A 21361-nucleotide genomic window follows, 5' to 3' on the forward strand; every position below is an offset into this window, starting at 1 on the left:
AGATGCTAATATGTCGTAGTGTGCCTAATCGCACAACCTCTGCACTTGTCAGTTTTGATTGACTTGGAAGGAAGGTTATTATGCGATACGTTATAGGTAGTAAGCAAACGATGAAGATGGTGGAGCAGCGCAAAGCCACTCTCGTCTATGTTGCGCAAGATGCAGATCCGCGGCTGAAGAACAATATTGTTCGGCTTTGCGAAACGGCAGAAGTGCCGATCACCTGGTCTGAATCAATGAAGAGCCTTGGGGAAACCTGCGGCATTGAAGTTGGTGCAGCAATGGCAGCGGTTGTACCGGAAATCGAATAAGAACATGTCGTTTTTACCGAACCAGTAGGTGAAGTAAAAACTTTCGTTTGTTTCTTTATGAACCGCCTGGATCTGTGGGCTTAATAAGCCAATATGTCTTGAAGCTTTACTATGTGAGGAAGGGGGATGCAACATGCCAACAATTAACCAACTGGTCCGTAAAGGCCGTGAAGCGAAAGTCGTTAAATCGAAATCGCCAGCACTGCAAAGAGGATTCAATGCACTGAAACGTGAAGAAACAAACCTGAGCGCGCCACAAAAACGCGGGGTTTGCACACGTGTAGGCACGATGACACCGAAAAAACCGAACTCCGCCCTGCGGAAATATGCGCGTGTACGTTTGACGAACCGCGTAGAGGTTACAGCTTATATCGGTGGCATCGGTCACAACCTGCAAGAGCATAGCGTAGTATTGGTTCGCGGCGGCCGGGTAAAAGATCTTCCGGGTGTTCGTTACCATATCGTTCGCGGTGCGCTTGATACTGCAGGCGTTAACAACCGTAAACAAGCTCGTTCCAAATACGGAACAAAACGTCCTAAAGTTAAAAAATAATTCAGGAATAACCGGTAACGGTTATCCTCACCCTAAAATGAAAAACTAGAAGAAAGGGGGACTTCCACATGCCACGCAAAGGTCCTGTAACAAAACGTGATGTTTTGCCAGATCCGATGTACAGCAGCAAACTCGTTACTCGTCTGATCAACCGTATCATGGTTGACGGCAAGCGCGGTGTAGCAGCTACAATTTTGTATGATGCGTTCAAGCTTATCAATGAGCGTACAGGCAAAGATCCGATGGAAGTTTTTGAAGTAGCAATTAAGAACATCATGCCAGTGCTTGAAGTTAAAGCACGCCGTGTCGGCGGTTCGAACTATCAAGTGCCGATCGAAGTGAAACCGGAGCGCCGTACAGCGCTTGGTCTCCGTTGGCTCGTGAACTACTCGCGTAACCGCGGTGAGAAAACGATGGAGGAGCGTCTGGCTGCCGAAATCATCGATGCTTCGAACAACACAGGCTCGTCCGTTAAGAAACGCGAAGACACGCACAAAATGGCTGAAGCGAACAAAGCATTTGCTCACTACCGTTGGTAGAATTCGCTTAATCGAAGGGAGATCGAATTATGGCAAGAGAGTTCTCCTTGAAAAATACGCGTAATATCGGGATTATGGCGCATATCGATGCTGGTAAAACAACCACGACAGAACGGATCCTGTTCTACACAGGCCGTACCCACAAAATCGGCGAAGTGCACGAAGGTGCTGCGACGATGGACTGGATGGAGCAGGAACAGGAGCGCGGAATCACGATTACTTCCGCTGCTACAACTGCTCAGTGGGATGGACACCGCATCAATATTATCGACACCCCGGGGCACGTTGACTTCACTGTTGAAGTTGAACGCTCCCTGCGCGTATTGGACGGGGCCGTTGGTGTTTTCAGTGCAAAAGAAGGCGTAGAGCCGCAATCCGAAACTGTTTGGCGTCAAGCTGACCGTTACGGCGTACCGCGGATCGCGTATGTCAACAAAATGGACATTATCGGCGCAGACTTCCTTAACGTAGTTAGAGATATGCGCCTGCGTCTAAATGCAAATGCAGTGGCTATTCAATTGCCGATCGGTGCAGAGAACGACTTCGTTGGAGTAATCGACTTGGTTGAACGAGTTGCTTACAAATACAAAGACGATCTTGGTAAAGATCCGGAGAAAATTGAAATTCCTGCAGAGTACAAAGAACAAGTGGAAGAACTCCGCTTGGAATTGATCGAGAAAGTCGCTGAGCTTGACGAAGAGCTCACGATGAAATATCTCGAAGGCGAAGAAATCACGATCGAAGAGATTAAAGCAACACTCCGTAAAGGCGTTTGCGAAGTTAAGATCTTCCCTGTAATCGCTGGTTCTTCGTACCGTAACAAAGGCGTTCAAATGATGCTTGATGCAGTTGTCGACTACTTGCCGTCGCCAATCGACGTTCCGGATATCAAGGGTACCCTTGAAGATGGTACAGAGACGGTTCGCAAGTCTGCTGACGACCAGCCATTCGCAGCATTGGCGTTCAAAATCATGACTGACCCTTACGTTGGTAAACTGACGTTCTTCCGCGTATACTCCGGCGTACTTAGCTCCGGTTCATACGTTGTGAATGCAACGAAAGGCAAACGTGAGCGGATCGGTCGTATCCTTCAGATGCATGCTAACAGCCGTCAAGAGATCAGCGAAGTTTACTCCGGTGATATCGCAGCTGCTGTAGGTCTGAAAGATACAACTACTGGCGATACGCTTTGCGATGAGAAGCACCCGGTTATCCTTGAGTCGATGAACTTCCCTGAGCCGGTTATCCAGCTTGCGGTTGAGCCTAAGACTAAAGCTGACCAAGACAAAATGGGTATTGCTCTTCAAAAGCTGTCTGAGGAAGATCCTACGTTCCGTGCTCATACGGACGAAGAGACCGGCCAAACGATTATCGCTGGTATGGGCGAGCTTCACCTTGAAATTCTAGTTGACCGTATGCTTCGTGAATTCAAAGTTGAAACGAACGTTGGTAAGCCGCAAGTAGCTTACCGTGAGACGTTCAAAACAGCGGCGAAGGTCGAAGGTAAATTCGTTCGTCAATCCGGCGGACGCGGCCAATTCGGACATTGCTGGGTTGAATTCTCCCCGCTTGAGCCAGGATCCGGCTTTGTATTTGAAAACAAAACCGTCGGTGGCTCGATTCCGCGCGAGTTCATTGCTCCAATTCAAGCAGGTATCGAAGAGTCGATGAAAAATGGTGTCATTGCCGGCTTCCCGGTCGTTGACATCAAAGCAGTCGTAGTCGACGGTTCCTACCATGACGTTGACTCCTCGGAGATGGCGTTCAAGATTGCTGGATCGATGGCGCTTAAAGCAGCGAAAGACAAATGTGCTCCAATCCTGCTTGAGCCGATCATGAAAGTTGAAGTAAGCGTTCCTGAAGAGTACATGGGCGACGTAATGGGTATGTTGAGCTCCCGCCGCGGTCGTATCGAAGGTTCGGACACACGCCATGGCGCGTTGATCGTTCGTGCTAAGGTGCCTCTCGCTGAGATGTTCGGTTACTCCACTACACTTCGTTCCGGTACACAAGGTCGCGGCGTATTCTCCATGGAGCTTTCGCACTATGAAGAAGTACCTCGCTCGATTTCGGAAGAAATCGTCGCTAAGTCCAAAGGCGCTTCCTAGTCGAAGTCCTTTACCGCTAAGGTATAAGTTGTATCTTGGCCGGATGATGGACGTCCAAGCGACGTTCGTCCGGCCGATCACATAATCTTCTAAATATTGAGGAGGAAGAGTTCAATGGCTAAGGCTAAATTTGAACGTAATAAACCGCACGTTAATATCGGTACTATTGGTCACGTCGACCATGGTAAAACAACGCTGACTGCTGCGATCACAACTGTTCTTTCGAAAAGATACGGTGGTGCTGCTGTAGCATTCGACCAAATCGACAAAGCTCCAGAAGAGCGCGAACGTGGTATCACAATCTCCACAGCACACGTTGAGTATGAGACTCCTAACCGTCACTACGCACACGTTGACTGCCCAGGCCATGCCGACTATGTTAAAAACATGATCACTGGCGCAGCACAAATGGACGGCGCTATCCTGGTTGTATCCGCAGCTGACGGCCCAATGCCGCAAACGCGTGAGCACATCCTGCTTTCCCGTCAAGTAGGCGTACCTTACATCGTCGTATTCCTGAACAAATGCGACATGGTTGAAGATGATGAGCTGCTTGAACTCGTTGAAATGGAAGTTCGCGACCTTCTTAGCGAATATGAATTCCCAGGCGACGACACTCCAATCATCCGTGGTGCAGCTCGTGAAGCGCTGCAAAACCCAGATGGTGCATGGGCTGACAAAATCATCGAACTGTTCGAACAAGTTGATACTTATATCCCGACTCCACAACGTGATACAGACAAACCGTTCCTTATGCCAGTCGAGGACGTATTCACGATCACAGGTCGTGGTACGGTTGCTACAGGACGCGTTGAGCGTGGCGTAGTTAAAGTATCTGACGAAGTCGAAATCATCGGTATCGTTGAAGAGACTCGCAAATGCGTGGTAACAGGCGTTGAAATGTTCCGCAAATTGCTTGATTCCGCACAAGCTGGTGACAACGTCGGCGCATTGCTTCGTGGTGTTGACCGTAAAGACATCGAGCGTGGTCAAGTTCTGGCTAAGCCAGGTTCCGTTAAACCACACACGAACTTTACAGCTCAAATCTACGTACTGACTAAAGAAGAGGGCGGACGTCACAAACCTTTTTTCACGGGTTACCGTCCACAGTTCTACTTCCGTACAACTGACGTAACGGGCATCATCTCCCTGCCAGAAGGCACTGAGATGGTTATGCCAGGCGACAACATTACGGTTACTGTTGAACTGATCGCTCCAATCGCAATTGAAGACGGTACTCGCTTCGCTATCCGCGAAGGCGGCCGTACAGTTGGTGCCGGTGCAGTAGCATCCATCCAAAAATAATAAAGCTGCAGCGTAAGCTGTCGCTTTGAAGAAGCCCTCACCCCGGTGAGGGCTTTTTCTTTATTCGCGAGTCATTGGTTTGATCGTATCTGTTTAGGGTGATGTTACGATTCAAAGGCTTCAATAAACATTTTTCTCATTATTTGAGGTTTGCAGTGAAAGCGTTTCTTCAATAATAGTAAAGACGAAATTGGCGCGACGAATTAAGTTAAACAGGGAAGTACGACACGAACGTCAAAGTCTTAATGGGCTTGAAGAACATGGCAACATAAAAAAACGTTGAAATCACGAGGTTTTTGTTGCATTCGCCTATTGGTTTAGATATAATAGTGAAGTTGGTCTGAGACGTTGCGATGATGTAAGAGGTTGTCGACACACACGGCTCCTTTGCCATGAGGGGCGTGTCGGGTTTTCTTGCGGAGTATGTCCGATACTAAATTGGGCGATAGAAGGAGGGACTTATATGGCTAAGCAAAAGATTCGTATTCGCTTGAAAGCATACGATCATAGAATTCTGGATCAATCCGCAGAGAAGATTGTTGAAACTGCGAAACGTTCCGGTGCAGGCGTGTCTGGGCCGATTCCGCTTCCAACTGAGAAGCAAATCATCACCATTCTGCGTGCGGTACACAAGTACAAGGATTCTAGGGAGCAATTCGAAATGCGCACACACAAGCGCTTGATCGACATTGTTAACCCAACGCCGCAAACGGTTGATGCATTGATGCGTCTTGACCTGCCATCCGGTGTAGATATCGAAATCAAACTGTAAGAATTGTACTCTCAACATGGAAAGGGAATGAGGTGTCAACATGAAAGGTATCTTAGGTAAAAAACTTGGCATGACGCAAGTATTCGCTGCCGATGGTAACGTGATTCCAGTAACGGTTATCGAAGCAGGTCCTTGTGTTGTATTGCAGAAGAAAGACCAAGAGAACGATGGATATGTATCCATTCAAGTAGGTTTCTCTGATAAGAAAGAAAGCAGAGCGAACAAGCCGGAAATCGGCCACGCTAAAAAAGCCGATACGGCTCCTAAGCGCTACATTCGTGAATTCCGCGGCGTAAACGGGGAATTTGAAGTTGGCCAAGAGATCAAGGCTGACCTATTCACTGCTGGCGAATTCGTTGACGTAACAGCTACATCCAAAGGTAAAGGTTTCACGGGTACGATTAAACGTTGGAACCAAAGCCGCGGACCAATGGCTCACGGCTCGCGTTACCACCGCGGACCAGGTTCGATGGGTTCCATTCAAGCGAACCGCGTACCGAAAGGTAAGCATCTGCCGGGTCACATGGGAAGCGAAACCGTTACGATTCAAAACCTTGAAATCGTACGCGTTGATGTTGAACGTAATGTACTGCTTGTTAAAGGCTCCGTACCAGGTGCTAAAAACAGCTTTGTAAAAGTTAAATCTACGGTGAAGAAATAATCGTTTAAAGAAAGGAGGAACATGAAATGCCGAAAGTAGCACTTTTTAGCGTGAACGGTTCGCAAGTGGGCGAGATTGAATTGTCCGAAGCGGTATTCGGTGTAGAACCGAACGTTCACGTCCTGCATAGCGCAGTTTTGCTTCAGCAAGCTTCTGAACGCAGAGGCACGCACAAGACGAAAGGACGCTCTGAAGTACGCGGTGGCGGCCGTAAACCTTGGAAACAAAAAGGTACAGGTCGGGCTCGTCAAGGCTCCATTCGCGCCCCACAATGGGTTGGCGGCGGTACGGTCTTCGGACCAACACCACGCAGCTACAGCTTCAAACTTCCTAAGAAAGTTCGTCGCTTGGCTATCAAATCCGCATTGTCTTCGAAAGTGATCGACAACGAAATCATCGTTCTTGATCAACTGGCGTTTGCTCAACCGAAGACAAAAGAATTCGCTGCTATCTTGACTAACCTGAAAGTGGCTCGCAAAGCACTGATCGTTACAGCGAACTATGAAGATAATGTAGCACTCTCTGCTCGTAATCTTCCAAACGTGAAGTTCGTTGCAGCCGATGGCATCAATGTTCTCGACGTTATGAAATACGACCAGCTGATTATCACTAAAGAAGCGGTTGAAAAAGTACAGGAGGTGCTTGCGTAATGAAAAATCCTCGCGATATTATCAAGCGCCCAATCATTACGGAACAAACGAGCGATTTCATGGCTAACAAACGCTATGTTTTCGAAGTTGATCTTCGTGCAAACAAAACCGAGATCAAACTCGCGATCCAATCGATCTTCAAAGTAAAAGTAACGAAAGTGAACACGCTGCGCATGCCGGCGAAACCTAAACGTTACGGAAAACACAGCGGATACACATCCGAGTGGAAAAAAGCGATCGTTCAACTGAGCGCTGATAGCAACGAGCTTGAATTTTTTGAAACAGTTTAATTCACGCGCGGCCCTCGGGCCCAACGTGATTAAACGAGATATCGGTTAAGGAGGGAATCGAAGTGCCTATTAAGAAGTATAAACCGACTTCTCCTGCGCGTCGTGCGATGTCTGTTTCGACATTCGAAGAGATCACAACAAACACGCCAGAGAAATCGCTTCTTGCGCCGCTTTTCAAAAAAGCTGGACGTAACAATCAAGGCAAAATTACGGTTCGTCATCACGGTGGCGGCCATAAACGTAAATACCGGATTATCGACTTCAAACGTAATAAGGACGGTATTGTTGGTAACGTAGCGACGATCGAATACGATCCGAACCGTACATCCAACATCGCGCTTATCCACTATGTGGACGGCGAGAAAAGCTACATCATCGCTCCTAAAGGTTTGAAAGTTGGGGATAAAATCGTATCCGGACCGGAATCGGACATCAAGATCGGTAACGCGTTGCCGCTTGAGAACATTCCTGTAGGTACAGTTATCCACAACATCGAGCTGAAACCAGGCAAAGGCGGACAATTGGTTCGTGCTGCTGGAACGGATGCTCAGCTTCTTGGTAAAGAAGAGCAATACGTAACGATTCGCTTGACGTCTGGCGAAGTTCGTCGTATCCTGAAGACTTGCCGTGCAACAATCGGTTCTGTTGGTAACGAAGATCACGAACTCGTGAAAATCGGTAAAGCCGGCCGTTCCCGTTGGATGGGCAAACGCCCTGAAGTCCGCGGTGTTGTAATGAACCCGAACGATCACCCACACGGTGGTGGTGAAGGCCGTGCTCCAATCGGTCGTAAATCCCCAATGTCTCCGTGGGGCAAACCGACGCTTGGTTTCAAAACACGCAAGAAGAAAAAAGCATCGAGCCAATACATCGTACGTCGTCGTACGAAATAATAGGCGCCTTGGCGTCAACTGCGTGACGCGCAGCGTCGCGTAACGCTAGCGTGAAGGGAGGATCATCCATGGGTCGCAGTTTGAAGAAGGGTCCGTTTATTGACGGCTACCTGCTGAAAAAAGTCGAAGTGCTGAACGAATCTAACAAGAAAACCGTTGTTAAGACTTGGTCGCGTCGTTCTACGATTTTCCCGCAATTCATCGGACACACTTTCGCTGTTTATGACGGTAAGAAACATGTGCCGGTTTATGTGACGGAAGATATGGTTGGACACAAACTCGGCGAGTTCGCGCCAACACGTTCTTACAAAGGTCACGGTAACGATGACAAGAAAACAGGTCGTCGTTAATCGTTCGAATAGCAAGGATTAATGATCGAGAGGAGGTTCATCCATGCCAGAAGCAAAAGCATTAGCTAACCACGTTCGCATTGCTCCTCGTAAAGCGCAGCTGGTGGCGGACTTGATTCGCGGTAAGCAAGTTGGCGAGGCGATCGCAATTTTGCGTCATACGCCAAAATCGGCTTCCCCAATCGTTGAGAAGCTGCTTAACTCTGCTATCGCAAATGCGGAGCACAACTTCCAATTGGACGTTAACAAACTTGTCATTTCGCAAGTGTTCGTTAACCAAGGTCCAACGATGAAACGTTTCCGCCCGCGCGCAATGGGCCGCGCTAGCCGGATTAATAAAAGAACCAGCCACATCACATTGGTGGTATCCGAAAAATAAGGAGGGACAACGTGTGGGACAAAAAGTAAACCCGGTCGGTCTGCGTATCGGCGTTATCCGTGATTGGGAATCCAAATGGTACGCTGGCAAAGACTTCGGCGACTTGCTTATGGAAGACGTTAAAATCCGTGAGCACCTCAAAAACAAATTGAAAGATGCGGCTGTTTCCAAGTTCGAAATCGAACGTGCAGCAAACCGCGTTAACGTTACAATTCATACAGCTAAACCAGGTATGGTTATTGGTAAAGGCGGCTCCGAGGTTGAAAACCTGCGTTCCGAGCTTTCCAAAATCGCTAAAGGCAAAAAGGTACACATCAACATTTCCGAGATCAAAAACCCGGAATTGGATGCAATCCTTGTAGCTGAAAGCATCGCACAACAACTTGAGCGTCGGATCTCGTTCCGCCGTGCAATGAAACAATCCATCCAACGTACAATCCGTTCTGGCGCAAAAGGCATCAAAACTGCCGTTAGCGGTCGTTTGGGCGGCGCTGAGATTGCTCGTCAGGAAGGTTACAGCGAAGGTACGGTTCCACTTCATACGCTGCGTGCAGACATTGATTATGGAACTGCGGAAGCTCATACGACTTACGGCCGCATCGGCGTAAAAGTATGGATCTATCGCGGCGAAATCCTTCCGACTAAGAAGAAAGCTCCACAGGAAGGAGGCAACTAATCATGTTGGTACCAAAACGCGTCAAACACCGTAAACAACAACGTGGTCATATGAAAGGTCGCGCTAAAGGCGGCACGGATGTAGCCTTCGGCGAATTCGGTCTTCAAGCGCTTGAGCCTGCATGGGTTACTAACCGTCAGATCGAAGCAGCGCGTATCGCGATGACTCGTTACATCAAACGTGGCGGTAAAGTATGGATCAAGATCTTCCCAGCGAAACCAATTACTCAAAAGCCTCTTGAAGTCCGGATGGGTAGCGGTAAAGGTAACGTTGAGAAATGGGTTGCAGTCGTAAAACCGGGCAAAATAATGTTCGAGCTTGCTGGCGTATCTGAAGAGATCGCACGTGAAGCTATGCGTCTTGCAGCACATAAACTGCCAGTTAAAACGAAGTTCGTGAAACGCGAAGAAGTGGGTGGTGAAGCAAATGAAAGCTAATGATTTCCGCAACCTTACCTCTGTTGAACTCGAACAAAAAGTCGCTGGTTTCAAAGAAGAGCTATTCAACCTTCGTTTTCAATTGGCTACCGGCCAACTGGAAAACCCAACTCGTATCCGCGATGTTCGCAAGGATATAGCTCGTGCCAAAACCGTTCTTCGTGAAAGAGAACTCGGAATTAGCAGCTAGTCTGTGATCGTCCGTGACGAATAACGAATGTGTGGAAGGAGGATGAACATGAGCGAACGCAATGCCCGCAAAGTTCAAGTCGGTAAAGTCGTGAGCGATAAAATGGACAAAACAATCGTTGTATCGATTGAAACGTACAAAAAACACGATCTCTACCACAAACGGATTAAGTACACGAAAAAATTCAAGGCTCATGACGAGAACAACCAAGCTAAGATCGGCGATATCGTCAAAGTCATGGAAACTCGCCCGTTATCGAAAGACAAACGGTTCCGCCTGGTCGAAATCGTTGAAGCTGCTGTTATTTTGTAAGAATGCTTCCCGTAAGCATTTTCCCGAAAGGAGGACGTTGAAATGATTCAACCATTTACACGTTTGCATGTCGCTGACAACTCCGGCGCTAAAGAACTGATGTGTATCCGCGTTTTGGGCGGTACTGGACGTCGCGTAGGCCATATCGGCGATCTGATCGTCTGCTCCGTCAAACAAGCAACACCCGGTGGCGTTGTCAAAAAGGGTGATGTAGTCAAAGCGGTTATCGTTCGTACGAAACGTGCTGTACGCCGTAAAGACGGTTCTTACATCGCATTTGACGAGAATGCAGCTGTTATCGTTAAAGAAGACAAAAGCCCGCGCGGCACACGTATTTTCGGACCAGTTGCTCGTGAACTTCGCGACCGTGACTTCATGAAAATCGTATCGCTTGCTCCGGAAGTTATCTAATAAAGACTTTGCGCATTCCGCGCATGCACGCAGGAGGTGTAACTCATGCCACGGTTGAAAAAAGTGTTGGAGTCCCACAACAATAAATTGCACGTGAAGAAAGACGACACGGTTATGGTCATCACGGGCAAAGACAAAGGCAAAAAAGGCCGCGTCATTGCTGCGTATCCGCGTCAAAACCGCGTTCTTATCGAAGGCGTCAATATGGTGAAAAAACATACCCGTCCTTCGCAAGCTAATCCGCAAGGCGGCATCATCGAGCAAGAAGCGGCTATTCACGTATCCAACGTTATGCACATTGATCCGAAGAGCGGTAAAGTAACTCGTATCGGCTACAAAGTGCTTGATAACGGTAAAAAAGTCCGGATCGCTAAAAAATCCGGCGAGGTAATCGATTAATTGACCGATACGGAAAGGAGGTCCACTTTTCATGGCAGTAAGAATGAAAGATCGTTTCTTGAATGAAATCACTCCTGCTCTGATGCAGAAGTTTAACTATTCGACGGTTATGCAAGTACCGAAAATCGAGAAAGTCGTCATCAATATGGGTGTCGGCGAAGCAGTTTCCAACTCCAAGCTGCTGGATGCAGCTGTTGAAGACATGCGTCTGATCTCGGGTCAAAAACCGGTTGTAACTCGCTCGAAGAAGTCGATTGCAGGTTTCAAACTTCGCGAGAATATGCCAATCGGGGTTAAAGTAACACTGCGCGGTGAGCGTATGTACTACTTCCTTGATAAACTGTTCAATGTCACTCTCCCACGCGTACGCGACTTCCGCGGCGTATCGAACAAAGCGTTCGACGGTCGTGGAAACTACACACTCGGCTTGAAAGAGCAACTGATCTTCCCGGAGATCGAGTACGATAAAGTAGATAAAGTACGCGGCATGGACGTCGTCATCGTCACGACGGCAAAATCGGACGAAGAAGCTCGTGAACTGCTGACCCAAATGGGCATGCCGTTTACGAAGTAATCCACAGGAGGTGTAATACCAAGTGGCAAAAACTTCGATGAAGGTTAAGCAGCAACGTGCTCCTAAATTCAAAGTGCAGGCTTACACACGCTGCGAACGTTGCGGCCGTCCGCATTCCGTTTTGCAAAAGTTTAAAATTTGCCGGATTTGTTTCCGTGAATTAGCATACAAAGGCCAGATTCCTGGCGTTAAAAAAGCAAGCTGGTAATCAGCCTAGTTCGGGAAGGAGGTTTACACAATGGTTATGTCTGATCCGATCGCAGATATGCTTACACGCATTCGCAACGCAAACGTTGTGCGTCACGAGACTGTAGAAATGCCTGCTTCGAAAGTGAAGAAGCAAATCGCTGAAATTCTGAAACGCGAGGGCTTCATTCGTGATGCTGAGTATATCGAAGACAACAAACAAGGGATTATCCGTATTTTCTTGAAATACGGCCCGAACCAAGAGCGTGTTATCACGGGGCTGAAACGCATCAGCAAACCGGGTCTGCGCGTATACACGAAAAGCACTGAAGTGCCTCGCGTACTTGGTGGCTTGGGAATGGCGATTATCTCCACGTCCCAAGGCATTATGACTGATAAAGAAGCTCGCCAACAGAAATCCGGCGGCGAAGTAGTCTGCTACGTTTGGTAATTAACCGTCACAACGATTGGAGGTGTAACAATGTCTCGTATTGGCCGTAAACCGATCCAAGTTCCTGGTGGAGTAAACATCGACTTGGACAACAGCTTTATCACAGTAAAAGGACCTAAAGGTACACTGAGCCGCGCAATCCACAAAGATATGAAAGTGGTTGTAGCGGACAGCGTCATCACAATCGAGCGTCCTTCCGATAATAAATTGCATCGTTCCCTGCACGGTACAACTCGCAGCGTCATTGCTAACATGGTTAGCGGTGTAACTGAAGGTTTTGCAAAAAACCTGGAGCTTGTAGGCGTTGGTTACCGTGCAAACAAAACTGGCGAGAAAATCGTTCTTAACGTTGGTTACTCGCATCCAGTTGAAATTACGCCTGAGAGCGGCATCGAGTTCGAAGTTCCTTCGAACACGAAAATCATCGTAAAAGGTATCGACAAAGAACTCGTTGGTGCAACTGCTGCGAAGATCCGTTCCGTACGTGAGCCAGAACCGTATAAAGGTAAAGGTATCAAGTATGAAGGCGAGCGCATCCTTCGTAAAGAAGGTAAAGCCGGTAAGAAAAAATAAGCAGCCACTTAGGGCAGCTTAATCGAATAGCTTCTTAAGACAACGGAAAGGAGTGTACAACGAATGATTACAAAAGGCGATAAAAACAAAGCACGTCATAAACGTCACCTGCGTGTTCGTAAGAAAGTAAACGGAACTACGCAGCGTCCGCGTCTGTCTGTATTCCGTTCCTCCAAACACATCTATGCTCAACTGATTGACGATGTTCTAGGCGTAACTGTAGCTTCGGCTTCTACGCTGGACAAAGAAATCGTGGAGCAAGTAGGCAATGGCGGTAACACCGAAGCAGCCCGCAAAATCGGCGAATTGATCGCAGTTCGCGCGAAAGCGAAAGGCGTAGAACAAATCGTGTTCGATCGCGGCGGCTATTTGTACCACGGAAGAATTCAAGCGCTGGCTGACGCAGCTCGCGAAGCAGGACTTGAATTTTAATCGATAATACTTATGAAGGAGGTTAATCGACTTGCGTATTGATCCAAATGCGTTGGAACTTACCGAGAAGGTAGTTCAAATCAACCGCGTAGCGAAAGTTGTAAAAGGCGGACGCCGTTTTAGCTTCAGCGCGCTTGTAGTTGTAGGCGACGGTAAAGGATACGTTGGCGCAGGGATCGGTAAAGCTGGCGAAGTACCTGATGCAATCCGCAAAGGTATTGAAGATGCCAAGAAGAACCTGATCCACATTCCACTCGTAAAAACAACAATTCCACATCAAGTACTTGGACATTTCGGCGCTGGCCGTGTATTGCTGAAACCAGCATCCGAAGGTACAGGAGTTATCGCAGGCGGCCCGGTTCGTGCCGTTCTGGAGCTTGCTGGTGTGGGTGACATTCTGACCAAATCGCTTGGTTCTTCGAACTCCATGAACATGGTCAACGCGACACTTGAAGGACTTTCCCGTCTGAAACGTGCCGAAGAAGTTGCTAAACTTCGTGGAAAAACCGTGAAAGAGCTTTTGGGCTAAGGAGGAGAATACGATGGCAAAATTGCAAATCACCCTCGTTCGCAGCCTAATCGGACGCAACGAGGCACAGCGTGCGACTGTTGCAACGCTTGGACTTCGCAAAATTCGTCAATCGGTTGTCCACAACGACAGCCCGGCTATCCGCGGCATGGTCAATAGTGTCAGCCACTTGGTAAAAGTTGAAGAAGTACAAGCATAAATAGCCATTCAGGGCTAGCAAGACAACGAATGCTTCGTGAAGGAGTACTGCCTCGGGCAGACTCTGACAGAAGCAATGCAAAACATTAAGGAGGTGCAACGACGATGAAATTGCATGATCTCAAACCAGCTCCGGGCTCTCGCAAAGAGGGATTCCGCAAAGGCCGCGGTATCGGTAGCGGCAACGGTAAAACTGCGGGTAAAGGTCACAAAGGTCAAAATGCTCGTTCCGGCGGCGGTGTTCGCCCAGGATTCGAGGGCGGTCAAAACCCATTGTACCGTCGTCTGCCTAAACGCGGCTTTAATAACCCGTTCCGTAAAGAGTATGCGATTGTGAACATCGACGAGTTGAACAGCTTCGCAGCAGGTACAGAAGTAACGCCTGAATTGCTGCATGAGCAAGGTATCGTTAAAAACCCGCAAAGCGGCATTAAAGTGCTGGGTAATGGCGAAATCACAGTTCAACTTACGGTAAAAGCAAACAAGTTCTCTCAATCTGCGGTAGAGAAAATCCAGGCTGCCGGCGGTAAAACCGAGGTGATCTAATTGTTCAAGACCGTGTCTAACATCTGGAAAGTGGAAGATCTTCGCAAGCGGATCCTGTTCACGCTGTTCATCTTGTTGATTTACCGTATCGGTTCCTTTATTCCGGTTCCGGGTGTTAATAAGGATGTGTTTACACAGACTGACCAGGCCGGTTCTGAATTGTTCGGTTTGCTTAATACGTTTTCGGGTGGGGCGTTGTTCCAGTTCTCGATCTTCGCGATCGGGATCATGCCTTACATCACCTCATCCATCATCGTACAGCTCCTGTCGATGGACGTTATTCCTAAATTGGCCGAATGGGCCAAGGAAGGCGAGAATGGAAAACGTAAACTTGCACAAATTACACGTTACGGTACAATTATTCTTGGACTTGTTCAAGGCTTTGGTACCGCGATTGGGTTTAACCGACAATATCAGTACGATATGATTCCTGGTGCAACCGTTACGGATTATATTATGATTGCGATTATCCTAACGGCAGGAACAGCCTTCCTCATGTGGCTCGGTGAGCAAATTACGGAGAGAGGCATCGGTAACGGTATCTCAATCCTGATCTTCGCCGGTATCGCGGCTAGACTTCCAGCTCACGTTCGTTCCATCTATTCGCAAGAATTTGTGGATGCGGGCGATGCGCTTTTCCTAGCGATCGTTAAAGTAGTGGCAATCGTCATTGCTGTGGCAGCGATCATTGTTGGCGTCATCTTCGTTCAACAAGGGATTCGCAAAATTCCGGTTCAATACGCCAAGCGCGTGGTTGGACGGAAAATGTACGGTGGTCAGTCGACTCACATTCCGCTGAAAGTAAACGGAGCAGGCGTTATCCCGGTCATCTTCGCGGTATCGCTTCTAATGTTCCCGGTTACGATCGCGAACTTCTGGTCGACTCACGAATGGGCAAAATGGGTTCAAACGCATTTGTACTACGACAAGCCGCTTGGCATGGTGTTGTACGTAATCTTGATTATCGCGTTTACGTTCTTCTACACGTTCGTGCAAATCAATCCGGTGCAGATGGCTGATCAAATGAAGAAAAATGGCGGATACATCCCAGGCGTTCGTCCGGGCAAACCGACTTCTTCTTACATTACACGCGTCATGTCGCGGATCACGCTGAGCGGAGCGATCTTCCTGTCGCTCATCTCGATTTTGCCGGTGTTCTTCGGAACACTTGCCGATTTGCCTCGTGACGTGAAGTTGGGCGGCACATCGCTCTTGATCGTAATCGGCGTTGCGCTGGATACGATGAAGCAAATCGAGACGCAGCTGATCAAACGCCACTACAAAGGGTTTATTAATAAATAACAATAGGTTCGCAAGCGGGATTCCGCGCATCTAGCGAGGTGACGGAACCCGGCCGAGCCTATTATGTTTAAAGCGAGGAACACGCTAATGAACATCTTATTCATGGGCCCTCCAGGAGCCGGAAAAGGCACGCAGGCTGAACGGATCGTGGACACTTTCAAAGTTCCGCATATCTCGACAGGCGATGCTTTTCGCTTGGCAATGAAGCAAGGCACTCCGCTTGGACAAAAGGCAAAAGAATTCGTCGATCAAGGTCTCTTGGTTCCGGATGAAATCACGAACGGTATCGTACGTGAGCGCCTGCAGCTTGAGGATTGCAACGGTGGCTTCTTGTTAGATGGCTTTCCGCGCACGCTGCAGCAAGCAGAAGCACTGGATGGAATGTTGGCTGAAATGGGACGCAGTATCGACCATGTTGTTAACTTGAAGGTTGACCGGGGTCTGCTGCTTGCTCGTCTGACCGGTCGTCGCATTTGTAAGTCGTGCGGCTCCACGTACCATGTCATGTTCAACCCGCCGAAGCAAGAAGGCGTATGTGATAAATGCGGCGGCGAGCTGTACCAGCGGTCAGACGATACGGAAGCAAAAGTAGGCACGCGTCTTGACGAATACATCTCCAAAACGGCTCCATTGCTTGATTACTACTCAAGCAAAGCGGTTTTGCGGGAAGTAGACGGCGAGAAGGAAATCGACGAAGTAACGGCGGACATCGTAAACTGCTTGCGGGGAACTGCGGAATGATCGTATGCAAGTCCGAAGCGGAATTGCAATATATGAGAGAAGCTGGACGAATTGTAGCGGATACGCATCGTTTGCTTAAAGCAGCGATACGCCCGGGCGTGACGACCAAGGAGTTGGACGAAATCGCTGAAACGTACATTCGCAGCCAGGACGCAATACCTTCTTTTAAAGGGTACAATCAGTTTCCTGCCAGCATTTGCGCTTCTGTAAACAATGAGCTGGTACACGGTATTCCGGGCTCACGCAAGTTGAACGATGGCGACATCATCAGCATTGATATCGGTGCGCAGTATAAAGGGTACCATGGCGATTCGGCATGGTCCTACGGCGTTGGCGATATTAGTGATGAGGCTCAGCGGCTGCTCGACATTACAGAACAATCGCTTTATGCAGGACTCGCGCTCGTGAAACCGGACGTTCGTTTGTCTACGATCTCGTATGCGATTCAACAAGTAATCGAAGCTGCCGGCTTTTCCGTCGTTCGCGATTATTGCGGGCATGGGATCGGAACGGATCTCCATGAGGATCCGCAAATTCCGAACTACGGATTACCAAACCGCGGACCTAGCCTGAGACCAGGAATGGTGCTGGCGATTGAACCGATGGTTAACATCGGAGAGCGGTACGTGCGTACACTGGCGGATAATTGGACAGTCGTCACCGAAGACCAATCATGGTGCGCTCATTTCGAGCATACGTTGGCTGTGACGGAAGACGGATGCGAAATATTAACCCGTTCCAGGGAGCAGGCAGGTTGAGAACGCTTGGAGTATAAGCCGGAGATTGGCCGTGTCGTAAAAGTGCTGCGAGGTAAAGACGAAGGCTCATACGCCGTAATCATCCAAGTGATGGATGAACGTTTCGTCCTAGTAGCCGACGGAGACAAACGTCGCTTCGATCAGTCGAAGAAGAAGAACGTACTGCATCTTCAGATGCAGCCGGATGTCAGTCACGAAGTGATTGACAGCATGCAGGAAACCGGCCGTGTAACAAACGCTAAATTGCGTTATGCCATTCAGAAGGCTGTGCAAGGGAAAGGAGAATGACTATGGCCAAAGAAGACGTCATTGAAGTCGAAGGTACGGTCATCGAACCACTACCTAACGCCATGTTCAAGGTGGAACTGGAGAACGGACATCAGATTCTCGCCCATGTATCGGGCAAACTCAGAATGCATTTCATCCGTATTCTGACGGGAGATAAAGTTGTCATTCAGTTGTCGCCTTATGATTTGTCTAGAGGACGCATTACCTATCGGAAGTAGGCCGCTGGCGGCCTGCCGACGAAAGATATCGGGAGGTAATCACAATGAAGGTTAGACCTTCGGTCAAGCCGATTTGCGAGAAATGTAAAGTCATTCGCCGCAAAGGCAATGTTATGGTAATTTGTGAAAATCCGAAACATAAACAAAAACAAGGATAAAGGAGGGATAACTTTACATGGCACGTATTGCTGGTGTAGACTTACCGCGTGATAAACGCGTTGTCATCGCGCTGACGTACATCTTCGGTATTGGCAGAACGACTGCTAATAAAATCTTGAGCACGACTGGTATTAGCGAAAATACTCGTGTTCGCGATCTGACGGAAGATGAAGTGAGCCAACTTCGCGAAACAATCGATAAAACGGTTAAAGTGGAAGGCGACCTTCGCCGCGAAATTTCCCTTAACATCAAACGTCTGATCGAGATCGGCTGCTACCGTGGCGTTCGTCACCGTCGTGGACTTCCGGTTCGTGGTCAACGGACGAAAACAAATGCTCGTACGCGTAAAGGTCCTCGTCGGACTGTAGCGAACAAGAAGAAATAAGAAGGAGGGATAACCGATAATGGCTAAACCAAAAAAAGTGGTGCGTACGAAACGTCGTGACCGTAAAAATATTGATTCTGGCGTAGCGCACATCCGCTCGACTTTCAATAATACGATCGTTACGATTACCGATCCGCACGGCAATGCGATTTCTTGGGCAAGCTCCGGTAACCTCGGCTTTAAAGGTTCCCGTAAAAGCACGCCTTACGCAGCTCAAATGGCTGCTGAATCCGCAGCAAAAGCGGCAATGGAACACGGCATGAAAACTGTTGAAGTTATGGTTAAAGGTCCTGGCGCAGGTCGTGAAGCGGCAATCCGCTCCCTGCAAGCAGCAGGTCTTGAAGTTAACCTCATCAAGGACGTAACACCGGTTCCGCATAACGGATGCCGCCCGCCAAAACGTCGTCGCGTATAGTCCAAAATTTGTGGTATCAAATTACTGCAACTTGTGAATAATGGTTGTGAAGGTTTGCCATACTACATGATTTGACTAAAATCGCGATAATGGTAACGGAGCGACGTTTTGAGGGAGGGTTCTATTAGTGATTGAGATCGAAAAGCCGAAAATCGAATCCGTAGAATTGAACGAGGATGGCACATACGGACGTTTCGTTGTTGAACCGCTTGAACGCGGTTATGGAGCGACATTGGGGAATTCTCTTCGGAGAATCCTGCTGTCGTCTTTGCCTGGCGCAGCGGTAACATCCGTTCAAATCGACGGTGTACTTCACGAGTTCTCTACGGTTCCAGGTGTGATGGAGGACGTAACTGAAATCATCCTGAACCTCAAGGGCCTTTCGCTGAAAATCCATTCCGACGAAGAGAAGGTATTGGAGATTGACGCGGAAGGTGATGGCAACGTTACGGCTGGCGATATTCGCGCAGACAGCGATGTCGAGATTTTAAGCCCAGATCTTCATATCGCGACGCTGGCCTCCGGTGCACGGCTCCACATGCGGGTATTTGCTAACCGTGGACGCGGTTATGTGCAAGCAGATCGTAACAAACGGGAAGATCAGCCAATCGGCGTGATCCCTGTAGACTCGATCTACACACCGATTACCCGTGTTAACTACACGGTTGAGAACACTCGTGTTGGTCAAGTGACCAACTACGACAAACTCACACTTGAAGTATGGACCGACGGAAGCATTCGTCCGGAAGAGGCTGTCAGCCTCGGCGCCAAAATATTGACTGAGCATCTGGATCTGTTCGTCGGTCTGACCGACGAAGCGAAAGACGCTGAGATCATGGTTGAAAAAGAAGAAGACAAGAAAGAGAAAGTATTGGAGATGACGATCGAAGAGCTCGACCTCTCCGTACGTTCTTATAACTGTCTGAAACGTGCAGGAATCAATACCGTTCAAGAGCTGATTACGAAAACGGAAGAAGACATGATGAAAGTCCGCAACCTCGGACGCAAGTCTTTGGAAGAAGTTCAGGAGAAGCTTGAAGAATTGGGTCTTGGCCTTCGCATGGAGGAATAGAGAGCAGCACAGACTAAGGTCGTTAGACTGTTTTAAGGAGGGGAAATTCGATGGCATATTCTAAATTGAGCCGTGACGCTAGCTCCCGGAAAGCACTGTTCCGTGATCTCGTCACTGACTTGTTCCTGTATGAGCGCATCCAAACAACGGAGGCGAAAGCGAAAGAACTTCGTCCAATCGCCGAGAAGCTGATCACGTTGGCAAAACGTGGCGATCTGCATGCACGTCGTCAAGTGGCAGCTTTTGTTCGCCGCGAGTCCATTGCAGCAGGTGAACAGGATGCAATTCAAAAACTGTTCTCCGAACTCGCTACCCGTTATTCGGAGCGTCCGGGCGGCTATACGCGTATTTTGAAACTAGGTCCTCGTCGCGGTGACGCGGCGCCAATGGTTTACTTGGAACTGGTAGATCGCGCGTAGCAAACGAAGGGTGGACCTTGCGGCCACCTTTTTTTGTTGCCCGTGATGGCCTTTGGAGAGGGGAGGCTGGCTATGCGGAACATTCGAATCGCGGTAAGTTATGATGGAACGACGTATCACGGCTTTCAGACGCAGCCGATCGGGAATACCGTGCAGGATGTGTTGGAGCACGCAATACGGATGCTGACGGGTGAGCAGACCAGCGTTACGGCTTCGGGCCGTACGGACGCCGGCGTTCATGCCCGAAGACAAGTCATCAATTTCGAAACCTCCTCTCCCATACCGGTGAACCGGTGGGCGCTGGCGCTCAATTCCTGGCTGCCAGGCGACATCGTCGTGCTGCAGGCGGATGAAGTAGCGCCGTCATTCCATGCTTCTTACAACGCCAGACGCAAAACATATCGGTACGGAATTGACACCAGTAAATTCGGCGACGTCTTCGAACGGAATTACCGCTTGCATTATCCCATGCCGCTGCGGCTGCAGGAGATGAAGGCAGCCCTAGCCCATGTTGTGGGCAAGCATGACTTCACTTCTTTTGCCTCGCGGCGTTCTACCAAGACCTCTCATGTGCGAACCATTTTGGATGCGCGTATGGAAGAGAGCGAGGGCAAGCTGGATATTTTTCTGACCGGCGACGGATTTCTGTATAACATGGTGAGAATTATAGTAGGTACGTTGTTTTGGGTGGGGGAAGGCAAGCTGAGCGCAGACGATTTCAAGCGGATTCTTGAAGCGCGGAATCGTACTGCGGCAGGGCCGACGGCGGTAGCGCATGGATTGATGCTATGGGATGTGGAGTATGACGATTAGCGTGATTTTACCAGCGGTAATTGCCATTCGAAGCATTAGAAATAGCTTGCACTTGCTAGGCCGTTG

Annotated in this window: 37 protein-coding genes; all 37 read left to right on the forward strand. The window is 48.8% G+C overall.

The window, feature by feature from the left end; all coding sequences use genetic code 11:
• Positions 1-80 precede the first annotated feature (80 nt).
• The 37 genes from GZH47_RS18835 (at position 81) to truA (ending at position 21295) form a co-directional block, all read left to right on the forward strand.
• On the forward strand, positions 81-311 hold the full coding sequence (locus GZH47_RS18835) for a ribosomal L7Ae/L30e/S12e/Gadd45 family protein (RefSeq protein ID WP_162642516.1): 231 nt from the start codon (positions 81-83) through the stop codon (positions 309-311).
• Positions 312-444: 133 nt separating this feature from the next.
• Complete coding sequence (gene rpsL / locus GZH47_RS18840; protein WP_125663892.1) at positions 445-864, forward strand: 30S ribosomal protein S12; 420 nt, start codon at positions 445-447, stop codon at positions 862-864.
• 68 nt (positions 865-932) lie between these two features.
• Entirely contained in the window at positions 933-1403 is a 471-nt protein-coding gene (rpsG, locus tag GZH47_RS18845; protein WP_161705072.1) for a 30S ribosomal protein S7, read from the forward strand.
• Positions 1404-1432: 29 nt separating this feature from the next.
• The gene (fusA, locus tag GZH47_RS18850; protein WP_162642517.1) at positions 1433-3511 is read left to right on the forward strand and encodes an elongation factor G; all 2079 of its coding nucleotides are present in this window, start codon (positions 1433-1435) and stop codon (positions 3509-3511) included.
• A 114-nt stretch (positions 3512-3625) separates the two neighbouring features.
• Positions 3626-4816, forward strand: a complete 1191-nt coding sequence (tuf, locus tag GZH47_RS18855) for an elongation factor Tu (protein WP_162642518.1) — start codon at positions 3626-3628, stop codon at positions 4814-4816.
• Between the two features lie 463 nt (positions 4817-5279).
• The gene (gene rpsJ / locus GZH47_RS18860) at positions 5280-5588 is read left to right on the forward strand and encodes a 30S ribosomal protein S10 (protein ID WP_005544556.1); all 309 of its coding nucleotides are present in this window, start codon (positions 5280-5282) and stop codon (positions 5586-5588) included.
• A 40-nt stretch (positions 5589-5628) separates the two neighbouring features.
• Complete coding sequence (gene rplC, locus GZH47_RS18865; protein WP_162642519.1) at positions 5629-6249, forward strand: 50S ribosomal protein L3; 621 nt, start codon at positions 5629-5631, stop codon at positions 6247-6249.
• A 26-nt stretch (positions 6250-6275) separates the two neighbouring features.
• The gene (gene rplD / locus GZH47_RS18870; protein ID WP_162642520.1) at positions 6276-6899 is read left to right on the forward strand and encodes a 50S ribosomal protein L4; all 624 of its coding nucleotides are present in this window, start codon (positions 6276-6278) and stop codon (positions 6897-6899) included.
• The gene (gene rplW / locus GZH47_RS18875; protein WP_162642521.1) at positions 6899-7189 is read left to right on the forward strand and encodes a 50S ribosomal protein L23; all 291 of its coding nucleotides are present in this window, start codon (positions 6899-6901) and stop codon (positions 7187-7189) included. Before rplD ends, rplW begins: the two co-directional genes overlap by 1 nt.
• Before the next feature lie 62 nt (positions 7190-7251).
• Entirely contained in the window at positions 7252-8082 is an 831-nt protein-coding gene (rplB, locus tag GZH47_RS18880) for a 50S ribosomal protein L2 (RefSeq protein WP_162642522.1), read from the forward strand.
• A gap of 68 nt (positions 8083-8150) precedes the next feature.
• Entirely contained in the window at positions 8151-8432 is a 282-nt protein-coding gene (rpsS, locus tag GZH47_RS18885; protein WP_090649075.1) for a 30S ribosomal protein S19, read from the forward strand.
• A 43-nt stretch (positions 8433-8475) separates the two neighbouring features.
• Entirely contained in the window at positions 8476-8811 is a 336-nt protein-coding gene (rplV, locus tag GZH47_RS18890; protein ID WP_162642523.1) for a 50S ribosomal protein L22, read from the forward strand.
• Between the two features lie 13 nt (positions 8812-8824).
• On the forward strand, positions 8825-9487 hold the full coding sequence (gene rpsC / locus GZH47_RS18895) for a 30S ribosomal protein S3 (protein WP_162642524.1): 663 nt from the start codon (positions 8825-8827) through the stop codon (positions 9485-9487).
• A 2-nt stretch (positions 9488-9489) separates the two neighbouring features.
• Positions 9490-9924 (forward strand): 50S ribosomal protein L16, encoded by a 435-nt coding sequence (rplP, locus tag GZH47_RS18900; RefSeq protein WP_161705091.1) that lies wholly within the window; start codon positions 9490-9492, stop codon positions 9922-9924.
• Positions 9914-10114, forward strand: a complete 201-nt coding sequence (gene rpmC / locus GZH47_RS18905) for a 50S ribosomal protein L29 (protein ID WP_090583239.1) — start codon at positions 9914-9916, stop codon at positions 10112-10114. The genes rplP and rpmC overlap by 11 nt, the downstream gene beginning before the upstream one ends.
• A 48-nt stretch (positions 10115-10162) precedes the next feature.
• Positions 10163-10426, forward strand: coding sequence for a 30S ribosomal protein S17 (rpsQ, locus tag GZH47_RS18910; protein ID WP_162642525.1), 264 nt, complete (start codon positions 10163-10165; stop codon positions 10424-10426).
• A gap of 42 nt (positions 10427-10468) precedes the next feature.
• Complete coding sequence (rplN, locus tag GZH47_RS18915; protein WP_161705097.1) at positions 10469-10837, forward strand: 50S ribosomal protein L14; 369 nt, start codon at positions 10469-10471, stop codon at positions 10835-10837.
• A 45-nt stretch (positions 10838-10882) separates the two neighbouring features.
• A complete protein-coding gene (rplX, locus tag GZH47_RS18920; protein ID WP_211676334.1) occupies positions 10883-11236 on the forward strand; it encodes a 50S ribosomal protein L24 in 354 nt (117 codons plus the stop codon).
• 31 nt (positions 11237-11267) lie between these two features.
• Positions 11268-11810, forward strand: a complete 543-nt coding sequence (rplE, locus tag GZH47_RS18925) for a 50S ribosomal protein L5 (RefSeq protein ID WP_162642526.1) — start codon at positions 11268-11270, stop codon at positions 11808-11810.
• Positions 11811-11832: 22 nt separating this feature from the next.
• A complete protein-coding gene (locus GZH47_RS18930; protein WP_090583249.1) occupies positions 11833-12018 on the forward strand; it encodes a type Z 30S ribosomal protein S14 in 186 nt (61 codons plus the stop codon).
• Between the two features lie 30 nt (positions 12019-12048).
• A complete protein-coding gene (gene rpsH / locus GZH47_RS18935) occupies positions 12049-12447 on the forward strand; it encodes a 30S ribosomal protein S8 (protein ID WP_161705101.1) in 399 nt (132 codons plus the stop codon).
• 30 nt (positions 12448-12477) lie between these two features.
• Positions 12478-13020, forward strand: a complete 543-nt coding sequence (gene rplF / locus GZH47_RS18940; RefSeq protein WP_162642527.1) for a 50S ribosomal protein L6 — start codon at positions 12478-12480, stop codon at positions 13018-13020.
• A gap of 63 nt (positions 13021-13083) precedes the next feature.
• Positions 13084-13452, forward strand: coding sequence for a 50S ribosomal protein L18 (rplR, locus tag GZH47_RS18945; protein WP_162642528.1), 369 nt, complete (start codon positions 13084-13086; stop codon positions 13450-13452).
• Between the two features lie 31 nt (positions 13453-13483).
• Complete coding sequence (gene rpsE / locus GZH47_RS18950) at positions 13484-13981, forward strand: 30S ribosomal protein S5 (protein ID WP_162642529.1); 498 nt, start codon at positions 13484-13486, stop codon at positions 13979-13981.
• A gap of 13 nt (positions 13982-13994) precedes the next feature.
• On the forward strand, positions 13995-14180 hold the full coding sequence (gene rpmD / locus GZH47_RS18955) for a 50S ribosomal protein L30 (protein WP_162642530.1): 186 nt from the start codon (positions 13995-13997) through the stop codon (positions 14178-14180).
• Positions 14181-14284: 104 nt separating this feature from the next.
• Positions 14285-14725, forward strand: coding sequence for a 50S ribosomal protein L15 (gene rplO / locus GZH47_RS18960; RefSeq protein ID WP_162642531.1), 441 nt, complete (start codon positions 14285-14287; stop codon positions 14723-14725).
• Positions 14726-16027 (forward strand): preprotein translocase subunit SecY, encoded by a 1302-nt coding sequence (gene secY, locus GZH47_RS18965; RefSeq protein ID WP_162642532.1) that lies wholly within the window; start codon positions 14726-14728, stop codon positions 16025-16027.
• Between the two features lie 87 nt (positions 16028-16114).
• Positions 16115-16768 carry an adenylate kinase gene (locus GZH47_RS18970; RefSeq protein ID WP_162642533.1) on the forward strand — a complete coding sequence of 218 codons (654 nt, stop codon included), beginning with the start codon at positions 16115-16117 and terminating at the stop codon, positions 16766-16768.
• Positions 16765-17526 carry a type I methionyl aminopeptidase gene (map, locus tag GZH47_RS18975; protein WP_162642534.1) on the forward strand — a complete coding sequence of 254 codons (762 nt, stop codon included), beginning with the start codon at positions 16765-16767 and terminating at the stop codon, positions 17524-17526. Before GZH47_RS18970 ends, map begins: the two co-directional genes overlap by 4 nt.
• 6 nt (positions 17527-17532) lie before the next feature.
• The gene (locus GZH47_RS18980; RefSeq protein ID WP_162642536.1) at positions 17533-17814 is read left to right on the forward strand and encodes a KOW domain-containing RNA-binding protein; all 282 of its coding nucleotides are present in this window, start codon (positions 17533-17535) and stop codon (positions 17812-17814) included.
• 2 nt (positions 17815-17816) lie between these two features.
• Complete coding sequence (gene infA / locus GZH47_RS18985; RefSeq protein ID WP_015847200.1) at positions 17817-18032, forward strand: translation initiation factor IF-1; 216 nt, start codon at positions 17817-17819, stop codon at positions 18030-18032.
• 44 nt (positions 18033-18076) lie between these two features.
• Positions 18077-18190, forward strand: coding sequence for a 50S ribosomal protein L36 (gene rpmJ / locus GZH47_RS18990; protein WP_003333770.1), 114 nt, complete (start codon positions 18077-18079; stop codon positions 18188-18190).
• 17 nt (positions 18191-18207) lie between these two features.
• Positions 18208-18576, forward strand: a complete 369-nt coding sequence (rpsM, locus tag GZH47_RS18995) for a 30S ribosomal protein S13 (protein ID WP_091225571.1) — start codon at positions 18208-18210, stop codon at positions 18574-18576.
• A 19-nt stretch (positions 18577-18595) separates the two neighbouring features.
• The gene (gene rpsK / locus GZH47_RS19000; RefSeq protein WP_090649131.1) at positions 18596-18991 is read left to right on the forward strand and encodes a 30S ribosomal protein S11; all 396 of its coding nucleotides are present in this window, start codon (positions 18596-18598) and stop codon (positions 18989-18991) included.
• A gap of 127 nt (positions 18992-19118) precedes the next feature.
• Positions 19119-20063: a DNA-directed RNA polymerase subunit alpha gene (locus GZH47_RS19005; RefSeq protein WP_161705123.1), complete on the forward strand. Its 945-nt coding sequence runs from the start codon at positions 19119-19121 to the stop codon at positions 20061-20063.
• 50 nt (positions 20064-20113) lie between these two features.
• Entirely contained in the window at positions 20114-20482 is a 369-nt protein-coding gene (gene rplQ / locus GZH47_RS19010; RefSeq protein ID WP_161705125.1) for a 50S ribosomal protein L17, read from the forward strand.
• Positions 20483-20554: 72 nt separating this feature from the next.
• Complete coding sequence (gene truA, locus GZH47_RS19015; protein ID WP_162642537.1) at positions 20555-21295, forward strand: tRNA pseudouridine(38-40) synthase TruA; 741 nt, start codon at positions 20555-20557, stop codon at positions 21293-21295.
• Positions 21296-21361 lie beyond the last annotated feature (66 nt).

The sequence above is a fragment of the Paenibacillus rhizovicinus genome, assembly GCF_010365285.1.
GTDB lineage: Bacteria > Bacillota > Bacilli > Paenibacillales > Paenibacillaceae > Paenibacillus_Z > Paenibacillus_Z rhizovicinus.